The organism is Kitasatospora sp. NPDC048298, assembly GCF_043201465.1.
Classification (GTDB): domain Bacteria; phylum Actinomycetota; class Actinomycetes; order Streptomycetales; family Streptomycetaceae; genus Kitasatospora.
Genome location: NZ_JBICYZ010000017.1, coordinates 102,118 through 123,455, shown reverse-complemented (window position 1 = coordinate 123,455; position 21,338 = coordinate 102,118). Strand labels below are relative to the sequence as shown.

The 21,338-nt window shown below is 76.3% G+C and carries 3 protein-coding genes; 1 reads left to right on the top strand and 2 read right to left on the bottom strand.

Going from position 1 to position 21,338, the window contains the following annotated elements:
* Positions 1–39: 39 nt before the first annotated feature.
* Together ACGF0D_RS16095 and hppD are read right to left on the bottom strand one after the other, a co-directional pair.
* Entirely contained in the window at positions 40–1,164 is a 1,125-nt protein-coding gene (locus tag ACGF0D_RS16095; protein ID WP_392916552.1) for an alpha-hydroxy acid oxidase, read from the bottom strand.
* Entirely contained in the window at positions 1,161–2,276 is a 1,116-nt protein-coding gene (gene hppD / locus ACGF0D_RS16090; RefSeq protein WP_392916549.1) for a 4-hydroxyphenylpyruvate dioxygenase, read from the bottom strand. The genes ACGF0D_RS16095 and hppD overlap by 4 nt, the downstream gene beginning before the upstream one ends.
* Positions 2,277–2,705: 429 nt before the next feature.
* Here hppD and ACGF0D_RS16085 point away from each other — a divergent pair, with 429 nt between their 5' ends.
* Positions 2,706–21,338 (top strand): non-ribosomal peptide synthase/polyketide synthase, encoded by an 18,633-nt coding sequence (locus tag ACGF0D_RS16085; RefSeq protein WP_392916547.1) that lies wholly within the window; start codon positions 2,706–2,708, stop codon positions 21,336–21,338.

The following is a 21,338-nucleotide window of genomic DNA, read 5'->3' as shown; positions in this document are numbered from 1 at the left end:
CGAGGTCCAGGCGGGTCCGGGAGTGTGCGGAGGTGGTGGTCAACTGGGCTCCCTGGCAGGCGGAGTGGGGGTGCGGTGAGGCCGGACAACGGTGCGCAGGGTACGCGCCTCGGCGACGGAGGCGCAGCCGGCCAGGCCGAGGGCGTCGTCGAGTTCGGCGGCCAGCAGGTCGAGGACGGCGCTCACGCCGGCCTCCCCGGCGGTGGCGAGGCCCCAGAGGACCGGGCGGCCGACGAGCGCGGCGTCGGCGCCGAGGGCGAGGCAGCGCAGGACGTCCAGGCCGCTGCGGATGCCGCCGTCGACCAGCACCCGGCAGTCGTGGTCGCCGACGGCGGCGCGGACCTCGCCGAGCAGCTGGACGGCGGGGACGGCGCCGTCGAGTTGGCGGCCGCCGTGGTTGGAGACCACCACGGCGTCGACGCCGCTGCGGGCGGCGCGGGCGGCGTCCTCGGGGTCGAGGACGCCCTTGAGGACCAGCGGCAGGTCGGTGAGGCCGCGCAGTTCCTCGACGTCCGCCCAGGTGAGGGTGGGGGCGAAGGAGAGCGCGGTGTGCACGGCGACGGCGGAGCCGGGGACGGCGGTGTGGGCGGCCGAGTGGGCGGCCTCGGTGAGGTTGGCGGCGGTGACCTCGGGCGGCAGGGCGAAGCCGTTGCGGATGTCGCGCAGCCGGCGGCCCATCCAGGGCACGTCGACGGTGAGCACCAGGGCGGTGCAGCCGGCCGCTTCGGCGCGGCGGACCAGGTCGAGGCGCTGTCCGCGGTCGCGCAGCCAGTACAGCTGGAACCAGGTGGTGGCCCCGGTCGCGGTGATCTCCTCGATCGGGTAGCTGCTGAGGGTGGCGGCGGTGAACGGGACGCCGGCCTTGGCGGCGGCCCGGGCGGCGGCCAACTCGCCGTCGGGGTGGGCGAGTCGGTGGTAGGCGACGGGGGCGACGGCGTAGGGCGCGGCGGCCGGGGTGCCGAGCAGTTCGCAGGCGGTGCTGCGGACGGAGACGTCGCGCAGGACGCGGGGGACGAGGAAGAGCTCGTCGAGGGCGGCGCGGTTGGCGGCGAGGCTGGCCTCGGCGCCGCTGCCGCCGGCGATGAAGTCGTGGACGGCGGGCGGCAGCAGGGCGGCGGCCCGCTGCTCGATCTCGTGGAGGGTGAGCGGCTGCGGCCCGGTCACGCCCGGCCGCCTTCCTGCCGGAGGCGCTCCACCTCGACGGCCTCGTACAGGGCCTTGATGTTGGAGCTGCCGAAGGTCTCGGCGCCGATGCGCTCGATGACCTCGTAGAAGAGGGTGCGGCGCTCGTGGCCGGAGCGGGTGAAGATCTGGAAGAGCTGGCCGCCGTGGTCCTCGTCGATCAGCAGGCCGAGTTCCCGCAGGTCGGCGATGGTGTGGGTGCGCGGGGTGACGCGGGCGGCGAGGGCGTCGTAGTAGGCGCCGGGGGTGGTGAGGAACCGCACGCCCCGCTCGGCGAGGGCGCGCACGGAGCGGACGGCGTCGGCGGCGCCGAAGGCGAGGTGCTGGACGCCGGCGCCGCCGTGCTTCTTGAGGAACATGTCGATCTGGCCGGGGTCGGCGGAGGTGTCCGGCTCGATGACGGTGAAGGTGACGCCGCGGCCGGGGCTCTGGACGACCTTGGAGTTCATCGCCTGGGTTCCGACGGCGATCCGCTCCTCGAAGGTCTGCTCGAAGCCGAGGACGGTGCGGTAGTGGGCCACGGTGGCGTCGAGCTCGCCGGCCGGGACGCAGACCGCGAAGTGGTCGAGGTCCAGCAGGCCGGGTTCGGGCTCCGCGCCGGGGCTGGCGGGGTCGGCGACGGCGGTGAAGCCGGGCGGGAGCAGGCCGGGGTCGGCCTCGTCGCGCTGGACGAAGGTGTGCACCACGTCGCCGAAGCCGCCGATGGTGGCGGTGACGGTGCGGTGCTCGCCGGGCAGTTCGCGCGGTCCGGCGATCGGGCGGCCGCCCCGACGCACCGCCTCGGCGAAGGCCGCGGCGGCGTCGGTGGTGCGCAGCGCGATGCCGGCGACGCCGTCGCCGTGGGCGAGCACGTAGGCGGCGGCCGGGTGGTCGTCGACGAGGGCCTGGGTGAGCACCAGGGTGATCCGGCCCTGGGTCAGGGCCAGGCCGCGGGCGTCCGCGGCGGCCGGGTCGGTGGTGCCCGCGACGGTGAAGCCGTAGCGCTCGCACAGTTCGGCCGCGGCGCGTTCGGCGTCGGCGACGTGCAGCTCCACGTGGTCGAGGTCGAGGTCCACGGGGAAGGCGGCGGGGGCCTCGGTGGGCAAGGAGCGCATGCTGATGTCCTCTGCTCGCTCTGAGTGCTCGTTGGTGAGCTGGACAGTAGCGGGGGCGGCTGAACGGTCCGCGTGGGCGCGGGTGAACCGGATCGGGTCCAACTTCCGTTCAGTGTGGTGGATTTGGAAGGCGTCGCTATATCACAGATGAGGTCCGAGCGCAGGTGAATTCCACTGGTGTTCAAATGATCTTCATCTGGATGACCTCCGAACCCCTCGATGGGCCGCCGAGCGGCGGTTACATTGATCGCCACCACGGGGCATGACCTTCCGTCACCGGGTGCTCACCTCTCCCCGAGCACCCGGCCCCGTGGCCCCCCGGGCACGCCCCCGGCCGGACCACCGGCCCACCCCGCCATGCCCGCACCCGCCACACCCGTACCCGTTCCACCCGTACCAGTTCCACACCGACCCCCGGAGCGCTCAACGATGTCGGACTCCCCGCTCGCCACCTGGCCGCTGCTCGCCGGGCAGGCCGGTCTGTGGTTCGCCCAGCAGCTCGACCCCGCCTCCCCCGCCTACCAGGTCGCCGAGTGCACCGAGATCCACGGCGCGCTGGACCAGGCGGTGTTCGCGCGGGCCGTGCGGTGGGCTCTGCGCGAGTGCGAGGCCCTGCGGCTGCGCTTCGAGGCGACGGACGGCGGGACGCTGCAGCGGCTCGACGAGGACGAGGAGCCGATGCCGCTGGTGGACGTCAGCGACGCCCCGGAGCCGTGGACGGCCGCGCTCGCCCTCATGCGCGCCGACCTCGCCCGCCCGCTGGACCCCTCGCGCGGCCCCGGCTCCACCCGGATCCTGTTCAAGGCCGCCGACGACCGCTGGTTCTGGTACCAGCGCGCCCACCACGCCCTGGTCGACGGCTTCAGCGGCCCGCTGGTCGCCGCCCGGACCGCCGAGGTCTACACCGCGCTGGTCGAGGGCCGGGAGCCCGCCGCCGACACCGCGCCGCCGGCCTTCCGCCACCTGGTCGAGGAGGAGGCCGCCTACCTCGCCTCCGACGCCCACCGGGCCGACCGCGCCTACTGGCTGGAGCGCCTCGCCGACCGCCCCGAGCCCGCCACCCCGGCCGGCCGCACCGCCCCCGCCTCCCACCACCACCTGCGGCACGAGATCGAGCTGACGCCCGCCCACGCCGACGCCCTGCGCGGCGCGGCCCGGCGGCTCGGCGTCGGCTGGTCGGCACTCACCCTCGCCACGGCGGCCCTGTACACCGGGCGGCTGACCGGCACCGAGGACGTCGTCCTCGGGCTGCCGGTGCCCGCCCGGGTCGGCCGCACCGCCCGGGCCGTGCCCGGCATGCTCACCAACGTGCTGCCGCTGCGGATCTCCGCGCGCCCCGGGCAGAGCGTCCGCGAGCTGGTCCGCCACACCAGCGCGGCCGCCCGCGAGGCCCTGCGCCACCAGCGCCACCGCTACGAGGACCTCCGCCGGGAACTCGGACTGGTCGGCGGCAGCGCCCCGCTGGTGGGCCCCACGGTCAACATCATGTCCTTCGACTACGACCTCTCCTTCGGCGGCCACCGCGCGACCTTCCACAACCTCGGCAACGGCCCGGTGGACGACCTCGCGTTCGTGGTCTACGACCGGCTGGCCGGCCAGGGCATGCGGCTGGTCGTGGACGCCAACCCCGCGCTGTACGACGAGCGGCAGCTGGCCGACCACGCCGCCGGCTTCCTGCGGCTGCTCGACACCCTCGCCGCGAGCGGGCCGGACCTGCCGCTCGGCCGGATCGCCCTGGTCGACGCCGCCGGGGCCGAGCGGCTCACCGCGGCCGGTACCGGTGCCGCGGTGGAGACCGAACGCACCACGCTCACCGCGCTGTTCGAGGCCCGCGCCGCCCGTACCCCGGAGGCCACCGCCCTCGTCTGCCGCGACGAGCGGGTCTCCTACGCCGAGCTCGACGCCCGCGCCGACCGGCTGGCCCGGGTGCTGGTCGGGCGGGGCGTCGGCGCCGAGGACCTGGTCGCGCTCGTGCTGCCCCGCTCGGTGGAGCTGGTGGTCGCGCTGCTGGCCGTGCTCAAGAGCGGCGCCGCCTACCTGCCGGTGGACCCGACCTGGCCGGCCGAGCGCATCCGCTACATGCTCGCCGACGCCGGGCCGGTGCTGGCGCTCGCCGCCGAGGAGACCACGGCGGCGCTGGACGGCTGCCCGGCGCCCGTCCTGCTGCTGTCCGAGGACGGCGCGCGTGCGGACGGCACCGGCGCGGACGGCGCGGGTGCGCACGGCGCCGCCCTGGGCGAGGCCGAGCGGCTGCGGCCGCCGCTGCCCGAGCACCCCGCCTACGTCGTCTACACCTCCGGCTCCACCGGCCGCCCCAAGGGCGTGGTCGGCGTGCACGCCGCCGGGGTCAACCACCTGGCCGCGATCGCCCGCCGCCACCCGTACGTGCCCGGCCGGCCGCTGCTGGCCAAGAGCTCGCTGAGCTTCGTCGACGGGTCCAGCGAGCTGCTGGGCGCGCTGCTGCACGGCGAGGGCCTGGTGCTCGCCGACGGCGAGCAGGCCAAGGACCCGGCCGCCCTCACCCGGCTGATCGCCGAGCACCGGGTGGGCCGGATCATCGTGGTGCCCAGCCTGCTCGCGGCGATGCTGGACACCGCCGACCCGGCCGAGCTCGCCTCCTGCGAGCTGTGGATCACCACCGGCGAGACCATCCCCGGCCACCTCGCCGCCCGCTTCGCCGCACTGCTGCCCGGCGCCCGGCTGGTCAACTTCTACGGCTCCTCGGAGATCTGCGGCGACTCCGTCTCCGGCGACTGCGGACCCGACCGCCAGCCGATCGGCCTGCCCTTCGACAACACCACCGCATACGTGCTGGACGCCGCGCTGCGGCCGGTGCCGGCCGGCGCCACCGGTGAGCTGTACGTGGGCGGCGAGGCCCCGGCCCGTGGCTACCTGCGCCGCCCCGGGCTGACGGCGGAACGTTTCCTCGCCGACCCGTACGGCCGTCCGGGCAGCCGGATGTACCGCACCGGCGACCTCGCCCGCTGGAACCGGCACGGCGAGATCGAGCTGCTCGGCCGCGCCGACGCCCAGGTGAAGATCCGCGGCAACCGGGTCGAGCCCGGCGAGGTGGAGGCCGCGCTCACCGCGCACCCGGCCGTCCGCCGGGCCGTGGTCCTGGTGCGCGACGGCCGGGCGGGCGAGCAGCTGCTGGTCGGCTACGTGGTACCGGAGGAGGCCGGACCGGACGCCTTCGCCGCCGAGGAGCTGCGGGCGCACCTGCGCCGCACCCTGCCCGAGTACATGGTGCCGAGCGCCCTGGTGGCGCTGCCCGCCCTCCCGCTCACCCCGAGCGGCAAGATCGACCGACTCGCCCTGCCCGCACCGGAGTTCGCCGCCTCGGGCGGCGGGCGAGGCCCGCGCGACGAGCGGGAGGCGCTGCTCTGCGGCGCCTTCGCCGAGGTGCTCGGACTGGCCGGGACCGGCGTCGAGGACGACTTCTTCGCGCTCGGCGGGCACTCGCTGCTGGCCACCCGCCTGCTCGGCCGGGTCCGGGCCCTGCTGGGCGTCGAGGCGAGCCTGCGCGACCTCTTCGAGGCCCCGACGCCGGCCGCCCTCGCCGACCGCCTGCGCCGCGAGGACGGCGCCGGCGCCGCCGCCCGGCCCGCGCTGACGGCCCGCGAGCGGTCGGAGGCCACGCCGCTCTCCTACGCCCAGCAGCGCCTCTGGTTCCTGGAGCGGATGGGCACGGCGGGCTCCGCCTACCACCTGCCACTGGCCGTACGGCTCTCCGGCGCCCTCGACACCGCCGCCCTCGAGGCCGCGCTCAGCGACGTCGTGGCCCGCCACGAGTCGCTGCGGACGGTCTTCGACGAGGACGCCGAGGGCCTGGTCCGCCAGCGGGTGCTGGACGCCGCCGGGATCGCCGTCCCCTTCACCGTCACCGCCCTGGCCGAGGAGGCGCAGCTCGCCCCGGCGCTGGCCGCCGAGGCCGCGCCCGCCTTCGACCTCGCGGCCGGACTCCCGCTGCGCGCCGCCCTGTTCGCGCTCGGCGCGGAGGAACACGTCCTTCAGCTGACGGTCCATCACATCGCCGCCGACGGCGGCTCGATGGCGCCGCTGGCCCGCGACCTGTCCACCGCCTACGCCGCCCGCGCGGCCGGCGAGGCCCCGCGATGGGCCGAACTGCCGGTGCGGTACGCCGACTACACCCGCTGGCAGGGCGAGCTGCTCGGCTCGGCCGGGGACCCGGCGAGCCTGGCGGCCCGCCAGCTCTGCCACTGGCGCGAGGCCCTGGCCGGCCTGCCGGAGGAGCTGGCACTGCCGACCGACCGGCCGCGCCCCACCGTGGCCGGCCACCGGGGCGGCAGCGTGCCCGTCACCGTCTCCCCCGCCACCCACCGCCGGCTCGCCGAGCTGGCCCGGGCCGAGGGTGCCACCGTCTTCATGGCACTGCAGGCCTCGCTGGCCGCGCTGCTCTCCCGCCTCGGCGCGGGCACCGACATCCCGCTCGGCACCCCGGTGGCCGGTCGCGGCGAGGCCGCGCTGGAGGAGCTGGTCGGCTTCTTCGTCAACACCCTGGTGCTGCGCACCGACGTCTCCGGCGACCCGAGCTTCCGCGAACTGCTTTGCCGGGTCCGGGAGTCGGACCTCGCGGCCTTCGCCCACCAGGACGTCCCCTTCGAGCAGCTGGTGGACGCGCTCAACCCGACCCGCTCGCTGGCCCGGCACCCGCTGTTCCAGGTGATGCTCACCCTGCAGAACAACGCCGCCGCCGTCCTCGACCTGCCGGGCGTGCGAGCCCGGGTGGAGCCCACCGGCTCCCCCTCCGCCAAGTTCGACCTGGCCCTGAGTCTCACCGAACTGCCAACCAGCGGCTGGGAGTTCACCGACAGCGCGACCTTCACCGACGGAGCGGCGTCCACCGGGGACGGAGGGTTCGCCGGGATCGAGGGCAGCCTGGAGTACGCGGCCGACCTCTTCGACCGGGCGAGCGCCGAACTACTCGCCGAACGCTGGGTCCGGCTGCTGGACGCGCTGACCGCCGCCCCGGAGCAGCGGATCGGCGCGGCGGAGGTCCTCTCCGCCCGGGAGCGGGAGCGCGTCCTCACCACCTGGAACGACACCGCCGTCCCCGTGCCCGACGCGACCCTGCCGGAGCTGTTCGCCGCCCGGGCCGCCCGCACGCCCGAGGCGACCGCGGTGGTCTTCGAGGGCGCGGAGCTGAGCTACGCCGAACTCGACGCCCGGGCCGACCGGTTGGCCCACCTGCTGGCCGCCCACGGCGCCGGCCCGGAGCGGACCGTCGCCGTGGTGCTGGAGCGCTCGCTCGACCTGGTCGTCGCCCTGCTCGCGGTGGTGAAGTCCGGCGCCGCCTACCTGCCGGTGGACCCCGGCCTCCCCGCCGAGCGCATCGGCTTCCTGCTGGAGGACGGCGCGCCCGCGCTCGTCCTGGCGGCCGAGGCCACCCGGGCCGCGCTGCCGGGCGTACCCGCCGACACCGTCCTGCTGGACGCCCCGGAGACCCTGGACCGGCTCGCCGCGCTGCCCGCCACCGCCCTGCCGCACGCGCCGCACCCGCAGAACCCGGCGTACGTGATCTTCACCTCGGGCTCCACCGGCCGCCCCAAGGGCGTGGCCGTCCCGCACCGCGGCATCGTCAACCGCCTGGCCTGGATGCAGCACGCCTACCGGATCGGCCCGCAGGACCGGGTGCTGCAGAAGACCCCGTTCGGCTTCGACGTCTCCGTGTGGGAGTTCTTCTGGCCGCTGCTGGAGGGCGCCACCCTGGTGGTCGCCAAGCCGGGCGGGCACAAGGACCCGGCCCACCTGGCCGAGCTGATCCGCCGCGAGCGCGTCACCGTCACCCACTTCGTGCCCTCCATGCTCCACGCCTTCGTCCAGGAGCCCTCCGCCGCCGCCTGCACCGGCCTGCGCGCCGTGCTCTGCTCCGGCGAGGCCCTGCCCGCCGAGCTGCGCGACCGCTTCCTCGACCTGCTGCCGGACGTGCCGCTGCACAACCTCTACGGGCCGACCGAGGCCTCGGTGGACGTCACCGCCTGGGACTGCCGCACCCCGGCGGCCGGCGCCGGCGTGCCGATCGGGCGCCCGGTCTGGAACACCCGGGTCCACGTGCTGGACGGCGCGCTGCGGCCGGTGGCCCCCGGGGTGCCGGGAGAGCTCTACCTGGCCGGCGTGCAGCTGGCCCGCGGCTACCTGGGCCGCCCCGGCCTGACCGCCGAGCGCTTCACCGCCGACCCGTACGGACCGGCCGGCTCCCGGATGTACCGCACCGGCGACATCGCCAAGTGGACCGCCGGGGGCGCGCTGGTCTTCCTCGGCCGGGCCGACGACCAGGTGAAGATCCGCGGCTTCCGGATCGAACTCGGCGAGATCGAGGCCGCGTTGGCCGCCCACCCGGACGTCGCGCACGCCGCCGTCGTGGTCCGCGAGGACCAGCCGGGCGAGTCGAGGATCGTCGGCTACCTCGTCACCCGCGCCGGGGAGATCGAGCTCGCGGGCGTCCGCAAGCACCTCGCCGCCACCCTGCCCGAGCACATGCTCCCCGCCGCACTGGTCGTCCTCGACGCCCTGCCCGTCACCGCCAACGGCAAGCTCGACCGCCGGGCCCTGCCCGCCCCCGCCCTGAGCGCGGACCCGGCCGGACGCGCCCCGCGCACCGAGCGCGAGGCCCTGCTGGTGGCGCTGTTCGCGGAGCTGCTCGGCGTGGACGGCATCGGCATCGACGACGGCTTCTTCGACCTCGGCGGGCACTCCCTGCTGGCCACCCGCCTGGTCAGCCGGATCAGGACCGTCCTCGGGGTGGAACTGCCCGTCCGCGAGCTGTTCGAGGCACCGACCGTCGCCGCCCTGGCGGAGCGGCTGGACCGCGCCCGGGCGGCGCGCCGTCCGCTGCTGCGCGCCGAGCGGCCGCAGCTGGTGCCGGTCTCCTCCGCGCAGCGCCGGCTCTGGTTCCTCAACCGCCTGGAGGCGGGCGCCGCGTACCACATGCCGCTGGCCGTCCGCCTGACCGGACCGCTGGACCCCGCGGCCCTGGAGTCGGCGCTGGCCGACGTGGCCGGGCGCCACGAGACGCTGCGCACCGTCTTCGTCGAGGGACCGGACGGCTCGCCGTACCAGCGGGTGCCGGCGCGGGCCGCCGTACCGCTGGCCTTCCACCCGGCCACGGAGAAGGAGCTGCCGGGCGCCCTGCGCGCCGAGGCCGCCCGCGCCTTCGACCTGGCCGCCGAACCGCCGCTGCGCGCCGCGCTGTTCGCACTCGGCGCGGAGCAGCACGTGCTGCTGCTGACGCTGCACCACATCGCCGGTGACGGCTGGTCGCTGGCGCCGCTGGCCCGCGACGTCTCCGCCGCGTACGCCGCCCGGCTCGTCGGCACGGCCCCGGTGTGGCAGGAACTCCCCGTGCAGTACGCCGACTTCGCGCTCTGGCAGGAGGAGCTGCTCGGCCGCGAGGAGGACGCCGACAGCCTGCTCTCCCGGCAGCTGGACCACTGGCGGCAGGCCCTGGCCGGCCTGCCGGAGGAGCTGGCCCTGCCCACCGACCGGCCGCGCCCGCCGGTGGCGAGCCACCGGGGCGAGCCGAGCGCCGTGGAGATCCCGGCCGAGGTGCACGCCCGGCTGGTGGAGGTGGCCCGGGAGCACGGCGTCACCGTGTTCATGGTGCTGCAGGCCGCCCTGGCCGCGCTGCTCACCCGCCTCGGCGCGGGCGAGGACATCCCGCTGGGCACGCCCGTCGCCGGGCGCACCGACGAGGCCCTCGACGAACTGGTCGGCTTCTTCGTCAACACCCTCGTGCTGCGCACCGACACCAGCGGCGACCCGAGCTTCACCGAACTCCTCGGCCGCGTAAGGGAGGCCAACCTCGCCGCCCACCAGCACCAGGACGTCCCCTTCGAGCAGCTGGTCGACGCCCTCAACCCGACCCGCTCGCTGGCCCGCCACCCGCTGTTCCAGATCATGCTGGCACTGCAGAACAACACCCGGGCCGTCCTCGACCTGCCGGGCCTGGAGTGCGAGGTCCAGCCGGTCGCGGCCGACACCGCGATGTTCGACCTCTTCCTCAACCTCTCCGAGCACACCGGCCCCGACGGCCGCCCGCAGGGCATCCGGGGCGCCGTCGAGTACGCCACCGACCTCTACGACCGCGCCACCGCCGAGACGCTGACCACCCGCTGGGTCCGGCTGCTGACCGCGCTGGTCGAGGCGCCGCAGCGGCCGATCGGCGAGGCCGAGCTGCTGACCGCCGCCGAGCGCTCCCGCGTCCTCGCCGACTGGAACGCCACCGGGCGCACCGTCCCGGCCACCCCGCTGCCGGAGCTGTTCCGGCGGCAGGCCGCCCGCACCCCGCGGGCCGTCGCCCTCTCCTGCGAGGGCGCGGAGCTGAGCTACGCCGAGCTGGACGCCCGGGTCGAGCGGCTCGCCCGGCTGCTGGCCGCCCGGGGCGCCGGGCCGGAGCGGCGGGTCGCGCTCGCGCTGCCGCGCACCGCCGAGCTGGTGGTGGCGCTGCTCGCGGTGCTCAGGTCCGGTGCGGCGTACGTCCCGGTGGACCCGGAGTACCCGGCCGAGCGGATCGCCCATGTGCTGGAGGACTCCGCCCCGGTGCTGGTCCTCGCCACCGCCGGGACCGCCGACCGGCTGCCCGCCGGCCTCTCCTGCCCCGTCCTGCTGCTGGACCGCACGGACGAGGAGCCCGTCGAGGCCGAACTCCCCGTGCCGCTGCCCGCGCACCCGGCGTACGTCATCTACACCTCCGGCTCCACCGGCCGCCCCAAGGGCGTGGTGCTCTCGCACGCCAACCTGGCGAACTTCCTCGCCGACATGGCCGAGCGCTTCCCGCTCACCGGGCGGGACCGCTGGGCGGCCGTCACCACGGTCTCCTTCGACATCGCCGCGCTGGAGCTGTACCTGCCGCTGATCTCCGGCGCCCGGGTGGAGCTCGTCCCGCGCGCCACCGTGCTCGACCCGGGCGCGCTGGCCGCCCTGCTCACCCGCTCGGGCGCCACCGTGCTGCAGGCCACCCCGTCGCTGTGGCGGGCACTGGCCGAGCGGGCGGGCGAACTGCCGCCGCTGCGGGTGCTGGTGGGCGGCGAGGCGCTGCCCGCGCCGCTGGCCGCCGAGCTGTGCCGGATCGGCGAGACCGTCAACCTGTACGGCCCGACCGAGACCACCGTCTGGTCCACCACCGCGCCCGTCACCCCGGGCACGGACCCGACCATCGGCCGGCCGATCGCCAACACCCGGGCGTACGTCCTGGACGACCGGCTGCGGCCCGTCCCGCCGGGCGTCGCCGGGGAACTCTGCCTGGCCGGTGACGGCCTGGCCCGCGGCTACCACGACCGGCCGGCCCTGACCGCCGAGCGCTTCACCGCCGACCCGTACGGCCCGGCCGGCTCGCGGATGTACCGCACCGGCGACCGGGCCCGCTGGAACGAGCGCGGCGAGCTGGTCTTCCTCGGCCGCGCCGACGCCCAGGTGAAGATCCGCGGCCACCGGATCGAGCCCGGCGAGGTCGAGGCCGCGCTGCTGGCCCACCCCGCCGTCGGCCAGGCCGCCGTGGTGGCCCGCGAGGACCTGCCCGGAGACGTCCGGCTGGTCGGCTACGTGGTGCCCGCCGCCGGTGCGGCCGACCGCGACCGGGGCCGGGAGGCCGAGCAGGTCGGCGGCTGGCAGCAGGTCTTCGACGCCGAGTACCGGCAGAGCGCCGGGCAGGCGCTGGGCGCCGACTTCGCGCTCTGGAAGAGCGGCTACGACGGCCTGCCGATCCCGGCCGAGCAGATGGCCGAGTGGCGGGACACCACCGTCGCCCGCGTCCTCGGGCTGCGGCCGCGCCGGGTGCTGGAGATCGGCGTCGGCAGCGGACTGCTGCTGGCACAGCTCGCGCCGCACTGCGAGGCGTACTGGGGCACCGACGTGTCCGGCGGCGTGATCGGCTCGCTGCGCGCCAAGGTGGCGGCCGAGCCGTCCCTGGCCGGGAAGGTCGAGCTCACGGCGCAGCCGGCGCACGTCCTGGACGGCCTGCCGACCGGGTGCTTCGACACCGTCGTGATCAACTCCGTCGCCCAGTACTTCCCCGGCGCCGACTACCTGGTGGACGTCCTGCGGCAGGCGCTGGAGCTGGTGGTGCCCGGCGGCACGGTGTTCCTGGGCGACCTGCGGGACCTGCGGCTGCAGCGCTGCTTCCAGACCGCGGTCCGGCTGGGCCGGGCGGCGGACGACACCGACCCGGCGCAGCTGCGCCGGGAGGTGGAGCAGGCGGTGGCCGGCGAGGAGGAACTGCTGGTCGACCCGGCGCTGTTCGCCATCCTGGCCGGCCGGCTGCCCGAGCTGGCCGGCGTCGAGGTGCTGCTGCGGCGCGGACGCCACCACAACGAGCTGAGCCGCTACCGCTACGACGCGGTGCTGCGCCGGCGGCCGGCCGGGGGCGGCTCCCCCGCCCCGACCCTGCGCCACCGCTGGGCGGGCGAACTCGACGGGATCGCCGCGCTGTTGGACGGGCAGCGGCCCGAGCGGCTGCGGGTGACCGGCGTCCCCAACGGGCGGATCGCGGCGGAGCTGGCGGCGCTGCGCGTCCTGGACGGCGGCGGATCCGTCGCCGCCGCGAAGGCCGCGGCCGCCACCGGGTCCGCGCCGGATCCGGAGGAGTTCCACGCGCTCGGCGAGCGGCTCGGCTACCGGACCGCCGTCACCTGGGCGCCCGGGGACCCGGGCGCCGTGGAGGTCGTGTTCTCCGCCCCGGGCGTCACCCCGGAGGCCCCCGAGGCCTGGGCGGCCCCCGAGGCTCCCGCGACCTCCGCGGCCCCCGAGGCCGCCGCGGCCTGGGCGGCCGCCCCCGCCGCCGTCTTCACCAACGTCCCGGCGGGCGCCCGTGACCTCGCGGCGCTGGTCCGCGAGCTGCGCGACCACCTCGCCGGGCAGCTGCCCGCCCACCTCGTCCCGAGCGTCCTGATGACCGTCGACGCGATGCCGCTGACGCCCAACGGCAAGCTGGACCGCAAGGCGCTGCCCGCCCCGGACGCCACCGCCGCCGCCACCGGCCGGGCGCCCCGGAACGAACGCGAGGAGCTGCTCTGCGCGGTCTTCGCCGAGGTGCTCGGGCTGGCCTCGGTCGGCATCGACGACGGCTTCTTCGAGCTCGGTGGGCACTCCCTGCTGGCCACCCGCCTGGTCAGCCGGGTCCGCGCCGTCCTGGGCGCCGAACTCGCCATCCGCGACCTCTTCGAGGCACCCACCGTCGCCGCCCTCGCCACCCGCCTCGACCACGCCGGCACCGCCCGCCCCGCCCTCCTCGCGGGCGAGCGCCCGGCCGCGCTGCCCGTCTCCTACGCCCAGCGCCGGCTCTGGTTCCTCGACCGGCTGGACACCGCCGGGACGGCCTACCACCTGCCGCTGGCCGTCCGGCTGCGCGGTCGCCTGGACGCACGGGCCCTGGAGGCCGCGCTGGGCGACGTGGTGGCCCGGCACGAGGCGCTGCGCACCGTCTTCGCCGAGGGCCCGGACGGGGAGCCGCTGCAGCGCGTCCTCACCGAGGCCGCCGTCCCGCTGACCGTCCACCCGGCGACGGAGGAGGAACTGCCCGCCGCGCTCGCCGCCGAGGCCGCCCACCCCTTCGACCTGGCCGCCGAACTCCCGCTGCGGGCCGCTCTGTTCACCGTCGGCACGGAGGAGCACGTACTGCTGCTGACCGTGCACCACATCGCCGCCGACGGCTGGTCGATGGCCCCGCTGGCCCGGGACGTCTCCACCGCGTACGCGGCCCGGCTCGACGGCTCGGCCCCGGCGTGGACGCAACTCCCCGCCCAGTACGCCGACTACGCGCTGTGGCAGCGCGCCCTGCTGGACGGCGGCACCGCCGAACGGCAGCTGGACCACTGGCGGCAGGCCCTGGCCGGCCTGCCGGAGGAGCTGGCCCTGCCCACCGACCGGCCGCGCCCGGCGGCGGCGAGCCACCGCGGCGGCGCCGTCCGGCTCACCGTGCCCGCCGAACTGCACCGCGCCCTGGCCGAGTTGTCCCGGAGCCACGGTGTCACCCTGTTCATGACCCTACAGGCCGCGCTGGCCGCACTGCTCACCCGCCACGGCGCGGGCGAGGACATCCCCGTCGGCACGCCCGTCGCCGGGCGCACGGACCAGGCGCTGGACGAGCTGGTCGGCTTCTTCGTCAACACCCTCGTGCTGCGCACCGACACCGGCGGCGACCCGAGCTTCACCGAACTCCTCGGCCGGGTCCGGGAGAACAACCTCGCGGCCTTCGCCCACCAGGACCTGCCCTTCGAGCAGCTGGTCGACGCCCTCAACCCGACCCGCTCGCTGGCCCGCCACCCGCTGTTCCAGATCATGCTGACCCTGCAGAACAACGCCGAGGCGGTGCTGGAACTGCCGGGCGTGCGGGGCACGGTGGAGCCGATGCCCGCGCCGGACAGCAAGTTCAACCTGTCCCTGCGGCTCGCCGAACTGCCCGGCGGCCAGGGCCTGGAGGGCGCGCTGGAGTTCGCCGCCGACCTCTTCGACCGGGAGACCGTCGAGCGGCTGGCCGAGCGCTGGCTGCGGCTGCTGGCCGCCGTCGCCGCCGAGCCCGCGCGGCGGATCGGCGAGGTCGAGCTGCTGGACGCCGCCGAGCGCCGCCGCATCCTCACCGAGTGGAGCACCGGCGCCCCGGCCTCCGCCCCCGGCGGCACCCTGGCCGAACTGTTCGAGCGGCAGGCCGCCCGCACCCCGGAGGCGACCGCCCTGCTCGCCGCCGGCCGGGAGCTGAGCTACGCCGAGCTGAACGCCCGCGCCAACCGCCTGGCCCGGCTGCTGATCGCGCACGGCGTCGGCCCGGAGCGGATCGTCGCCCTCGCCCTGCCGCGCACCCCCGACCTGGTGGTGGCGCTGCTCGCGGTGGCCAAGGCCGGCGGCGCCTACCAGCCGGTGGACCCGTCCTACCCGGCCGAGCGGATCGCCTACCTGCTGGCCGACGCCGCACCGGTGCTGCTGCTCACCGACCGGGCCACCGCCTGCGTCGTCCCGGCCGGGGCCACCGTGCCGCGGCTGCTGCTGGACTCCGCGTCCACCGTCGACCGGCTCGCCGCGCTGCCCGACACCGACCCGGCCGACGCGGAGCGCACCGAGCCGCTGCGCCCCGGCCACCCGGTGTACGTCATCCACACCTCGGGCTCCACCGGCCGCCCCAAGGGCGTCGTGGTCGAGCACCGCTCACTGGTCAACTACCTGCGCTGGAGCGGCCCGTCCTACGCCGCCGCGCGGGGCACCGCCCTGGTGCACTCACCGGTCTCCTTCGACCTGACGGTGGTCGGCCTCTACACCCCGCTCACCACCGGCGGCACCGTGCACCTCGCGGCGCTGGAGGAGGACGAGGCCACCCTGCGCGCCGTCACCGCGCACCCCACCACCTTCATGAAGTGCACCCCCAGCCACCTGCCGATGCTGGAGGACCTCCCGGCCGGGTACTCGCCGACCGGGCAGCTGCTGCTCGGCGGCGAGGCGCTCACCGCCGAGGCGCTGGCCGCCTGGCGTCGGCTCCACCCGCGGGCCGAGGTGGTGCAGCACTACGGGCCCACCGAGGCGACCGTCCACTGCACCGAGAAGCGGATCGCACCCGGCCGGGAGCTCCCGCCCGGCCCGGTGCCGCTGGGCCGCCCGATCGCCGGCGCCCGGCTGTACGTGCTGGACGACCGGCTGCGGCCCGTCCCGGCCGGTGTGCCCGGCGAGCTGTACATCGCCGGGGCCGGGCTGGCCCGCGGCTACCTGGAGCGGCGCTCGCTGACCGCCGAGCGCTTCACCGCCGACCCGTACGGCCCGGCCGGCGCCCGGATGTACCGCACCGGCGACGTGGTCCGCTGGACGGCCGAAGGCGAGCTGGTCTTCCTCGGCCGGGCCGACGACCAGGTGAAGATCCGCGGCTTCCGGATCGAACTCGGCGAGGTGGAGGCCGCGTTGGGCCGCCTGCCGCAGGTGCGCCGGGCCGCGGTGGTGGTCCGCGAGGACCGCCCGGGCGACAAGCGCCTGGTCGGCTACGTGGTGCCGGCCGAGGGCCCGCGGCCCGAGCCGGCGGCGCTGCGCCGGGACCTCGCCGCCGGACTGCCGGAGTACCTGGTGCCGGCCGCGATCGTGGTACTGGACGCCCTGCCGACCACCGGCAACGGCAAGCTCGACCGGCGCGCCCTGCCCGCTCCCGACTGGTCGGCCGGCGCCACCGCCGGCCGGGCGCCGCGCACCCCGCGCGAGGAGGTGCTCTGCGCGCTGTTCGCCGAGGTGCTCGGGGTGTCCGAGGTGTCCGCGGAGGACGACTTCTTCGCCCTCGGCGGGCACTCCCTGCTGGCCACCCGCCTGGTCAGCAGGGTCCGGGCCGTGCTGGGCGCCGAACTCGCCATCCGCGACCTCTTCGAGGCACCCACCGTCGCCGCCCTCGCCACCCGCCTCGACCACGCCGGCACCGCCCGCCCCGCCCTCCTCGCGGGCGAGCGCCCGGCCGACCTCCCCGCCTCGTACGCCCAGCGCCGGCTCTGGCTGCTGGACCGGCTGGGGAACGGCGGAGCCGCCTACCACCTGCCGATGGCCGTCCGGCTCTCTGGGCCGCTGGACGTCGCCGCCCTGGCAGCCGCCGTCGGCGACCTGGCCGACCGGCACGAGGCGCTGCGCACGGTGTTCACCGAGGGCCCGGACGGGCTCCCGTACCAGCGGATGCTCGCCGAGGCCGCCGTCCCGCTGACCGTCCACCGGGTGCGGGAGGAGGAGCTGCCCGCCGCGCTCGCCGCCGAGGCCGCCCGCCCCTTCGACCTGGCCGCCGAACCGCCGCTGCGCGCCGCCCTGTTCGCCCTCGGCGAGGGCGACCACGCGGTGCTGCTCACCCTGCACCACATCGCGGGCGACGGCTGGTCGATGGCCCCGCTCGCCCGGGACCTCTCCACCGCCTACGCGGCCCGCGCCGAGGGCACGGAACCCGCCTGGGCGCCACTGCCGGTGCAGTACGCCGACTACGCGCTCTGGCAGCACGGGCTGCTCGAAGGCGACCTGACGGGACATCAGATCACCTACTGGCGCGAGGCACTGGCCGAACTGCCGGAGGAGCTGGCGCTGCCCGCGGACCGGCCGCGCCCGCTGGAGGCGAGCCACCGCGGCGCCACCGTCGCCTTCACCGTCCCGGCCGAGGTCCACCGCGGCCTGGCCGAACTGTCCCGCGCCCACGGGGTCACCCTCTTCATGGCCCTGCAGGCCGCTCTCGCCACCCTGCTCTCCCGCCTCGGCGCGGGCGAGGACATCCCGCTCGGCACCCCCGTCGCCGGGCGCACGGACCAGGCGCTGGACGAGCTGGTCGGCTTCTTCGTCAACACCCTGGTGCTGCGCACCGACCTCTCCGGGGACCCGAGCTTCGCCGAGCTCCTCGGCCGGGTCCGGGAGTCCGATCTCGCGGCCTTCGCCCACCAGGACGTCCCCTTCGAGCAGCTGGTGGACGCGCTCAACCCGACCCGCTCACTGGCCCGCCACCCGCTGTTCCAGGTGATGCTGGCACTGCGCAACAACGCCGAGGCGGAGCTCGCCCTGCCGGGCCTGACCGCCACCACCCTGGCCCCCCAGGGCGGTTCGGCCAAGTTCGACCTCTCGCTCTTCCTCACCGAGGAGTTCACCGACGAGTTCACCGAGGAGTTCACCGAGCGCCCGGGCGAGGGCCGCACCCCGGCCGGGCTGCGCGGCGAACTGGAGTACGCCACCGACCTGTTCGACCACGCGAGCGCCGAGCTGCTGGCCGAGCGCCTGGTCCGGGTGCTCGCCGCCGTCGCGGCCGACCCGGCGCAGCGGATCGGCGCGGTGGAGGTCCTCGCCGAGGAGGAGCGCGAGCGCATCCTCACCGGCTGGAACGACACCGCCGGCGAACTGCCCGACACCACCCTCCCGGCGCTGTTCGAGGCCCAGGCCGCGCGCACCCCGGAGGCGACCGCGCTGGTCGTGGAGGGCGTCGAGCTGAGCTACGCCGAGCTCAACGCCCGGGCCAACCGCCTCGCCCACCTGCTGGTCGAGCAGGGCGCCGGTCCGGAGCGGACGGTGGCCCTGGTGCTGGAGCGCTCGACCGACATGGTCGTCTCACTGCTGGCCGTGCTGAAGTCCGGCGCGGCCTACCTACCCATCGACCCGGAGTACCCCGCCGACCGGATCGGCTACGTCCTGGCCGACGGCGCCCCCGCCCTCGTCCTCACCACCACCGCGACCGCCGCCGTGCTGCCGGGCGGTGTCGAGGTGCCGATCGTGGCCCTCGACCGGGCCGCGCTCGACGAGTACCCGGCCACCGACCAGGCGACCCGGGCCCGCCCCGACCACCCGGCGTACGTCATCTACACCTCGGGCTCCACCGGCCGCCCCAAGGGCGTCGCCGTCCCGCACCGCGGGGTGGTCAACCGGCTCGCCTGGATGCAGGCCGACCACGTGCTGCGCCCGGCGGACCGGGTGCTGCAGAAGACCCCGTTCGGCTTCGACGTCTCCGTCTGGGAGTTCTTCTGGCCGCTGCTGACCGGCGGCACCCTGGTGCTCGCCAAGCCCGGCGGGCACAAGGACCCGGCCTACCTGGCCGAGCTGATCCGCCGCGAGCGGATCACCGTCACCCACTTCGTGCCCTCGATGCTCCAGGCCTTCGTCCAGGAGCCCACCGCCGCCGCCTGCACCGGCCTGCGCGGGGTGTTCTGCTCCGGCGAGGCCCTGCCGGCCGAGCTGCGGGACCGCTTCTTCGGCGTCCTGCCGGGCGTGCCGCTGCACAACCTGTACGGGCCGACCGAGGCGTCCGTGGAGGTCACCGCCTGGCACTGCGAGCCGGGCGCGGACGGGGCGGCGGTACCGATCGGCCGCCCGGTGGCCAACACCCGGGTGTACGTGCTGGACGGCGCGCTGCGGCCGGTGGCCCCCGGGGTGCCCGGGGAGCTCTACCTGGCCGGTGTGCAGCTGGCCCGCGGCTACCTGAACCGTCCCGGCCTGACCGCCGAGCGCTTCACCGCCGACCCGTACGGACCGGCCGGCGCCCGGATGTACCGCACCGGCGACGTGGTCCGCTGGACGGCCGAGGGCGCGCTGGTGTTCGTCGGCCGGGCCGACGACCAGGTGAAGATCCGCGGCTTCCGGATCGAACTCGGGGAGATCGAGGCCGCGTTGGCCGCGCACCCGGACGTCGTGCACGCCGCCGTCGTGGTCCGCGAGGACCGCCCCGGGGACAAGAGGATCGTCGGCTACGCCGTCACCCGGACCGGGGAGCTGGACCAGGCGGACGTCCGTACGCGGCTCGGCGCCACGCTGCCCGACTACATGGTCCCGAGCGCCCTGGTGGTGCTGGCGGCGCTGCCGCTCACCGCGAGCGGCAAGCTGGACCGCCGGGCGCTGCCCGCGCCCGACTACTCGGCGGCGGTCACCGAGCGCGCCGCCGCCGGCGGACGCGAGGAGCTGCTGGCCGAGCTGTTCGCGGAGCTGCTCGGCCTGGAGCGGGTCGGCGTCGACGACGGCTTCTTCGAGCTGGGCGGCGACTCCATCACCTCCATCCAGCTGGTCGCCCGGGCGCGCGCCGCCGGTCTGGTGTTCACCGCCCGGGACGTGTTCACCCGGCAGACCGTCGCCGAACTAGCGCTGATCGCCGAGGAGGCCGGACAGGCCGTCACCGAGGACGACGGCACCGGCGACCTCCCCGCCACCCCGATCATGCACTGGCTGCGCGAACGCGGCGGCCCGGTCGACGGCTTCCACCAGGCGATGCTGCTCCAGGTGCCCGCCGACCTGGGCCCGGAGCGCCTCACCGGCGCGCTGCGCGCCCTGCTGGACCACCACGACGCGCTGCGCGCCCGGCTGGTGGTCGCCGAGGACGGCGGCTGGAGCCTGCACGTCCCGCCGCGCGGCAGCGCCGAACCCCGGATCGCCCGGGTCGACGCCACCGGCCTGGACGCCAGCGCGCTGCGCGCCCGCTTCGAGGAGCAGGCCAGGGCCGCCCAGGCCCGGCTCGACCCGGCGGCCGGCGAGATGGTGCAGCTGGTCTGGTTCGACGCCGGACCCGACACCCCCGGCCGACTGCTGGTGATGATCCACCACCTGGTCGTGGACGGCGTCTCCTGGCGCATCCTGCTGCCCGACCTCGCCGCCGCCTGGCACGGCGAGGCCCTCCAGCCCACCGGCACCTCCTTCCGCCACTGGGCCCACCTCCTCCAGCGGGAGGCCGGGGAGCGTGCCGCCGAACTGCCGTACTGGCGTGACACCCTGGCCGGCCCGGACGCCCTGCTCGGCGGCCGCCCGCTCGACCCGCGGCGGGACACCCGGGCCACCGTCGGCCACCTGGAGCTGGCCCTGCCGCCCGAGCTGACCGAGCCGCTGCTGACCACCGTCCCCGCGCTGTTCCACGCCGAGGTCAACGACGTACTGCTGACCGCCCTCGCCCTGGCCGTCCAGCGGCAGCGCGCGGAGTCCGGCGGGGTGCTGGTCGAGCTGGAGGCGCACGGCCGCGAGGAGTTCACCGACGGCGTGGACCTCTCCCGGACGGCCGGCTGGTTCACCGTCGCCCACCCCGTCCGGCTGGACCCGGGCGCCCTGGACTGGGCCGAGGTCACCGAGGCCGGGCCCGCCCTCGGCCGCGCGCTGAAGGCCGTGAAGGACCAGCTGCGCACCATCCGGGACCACGGCCTCGGCTACGGGCTGCTGCGCCATCTCAACCCGGAGACCGCCCCCGTACTGGCCGAACTCCCGGCCCCGCAGCTCGGGTTCAACTACCTCGGCCGCTTCGCCACCGCCACCGCCACCGGCGGCGGCGAGGACTGGGGCCCCGCGCCCGAGCTCGGCGCGATGTTCGGTGGCGCCGACGACGCGGCCCCGCTGGCACACACCGCCACCGTCAACGCGCGGACCGAGGACCGCGCCGACGGCCCCCACTTCGTCGCCGCCTGGTCCTGGGCCACCGGGGTGCTCTCCGAACCGGAGGTGCGCCGGATCGGCGAGTCGTGGTTCGAGGCGCTGACCGCCCTGGTGCGGCACGCCGGCAACGACGGCGTCGGAGGTCTGAGCACCTCCGACGTCTCCCTGGTCGAACTGAGCCAGGACGAGATCGACCTGTTCGAAGACGAGTTCGCGGATTGGGACCTGTAA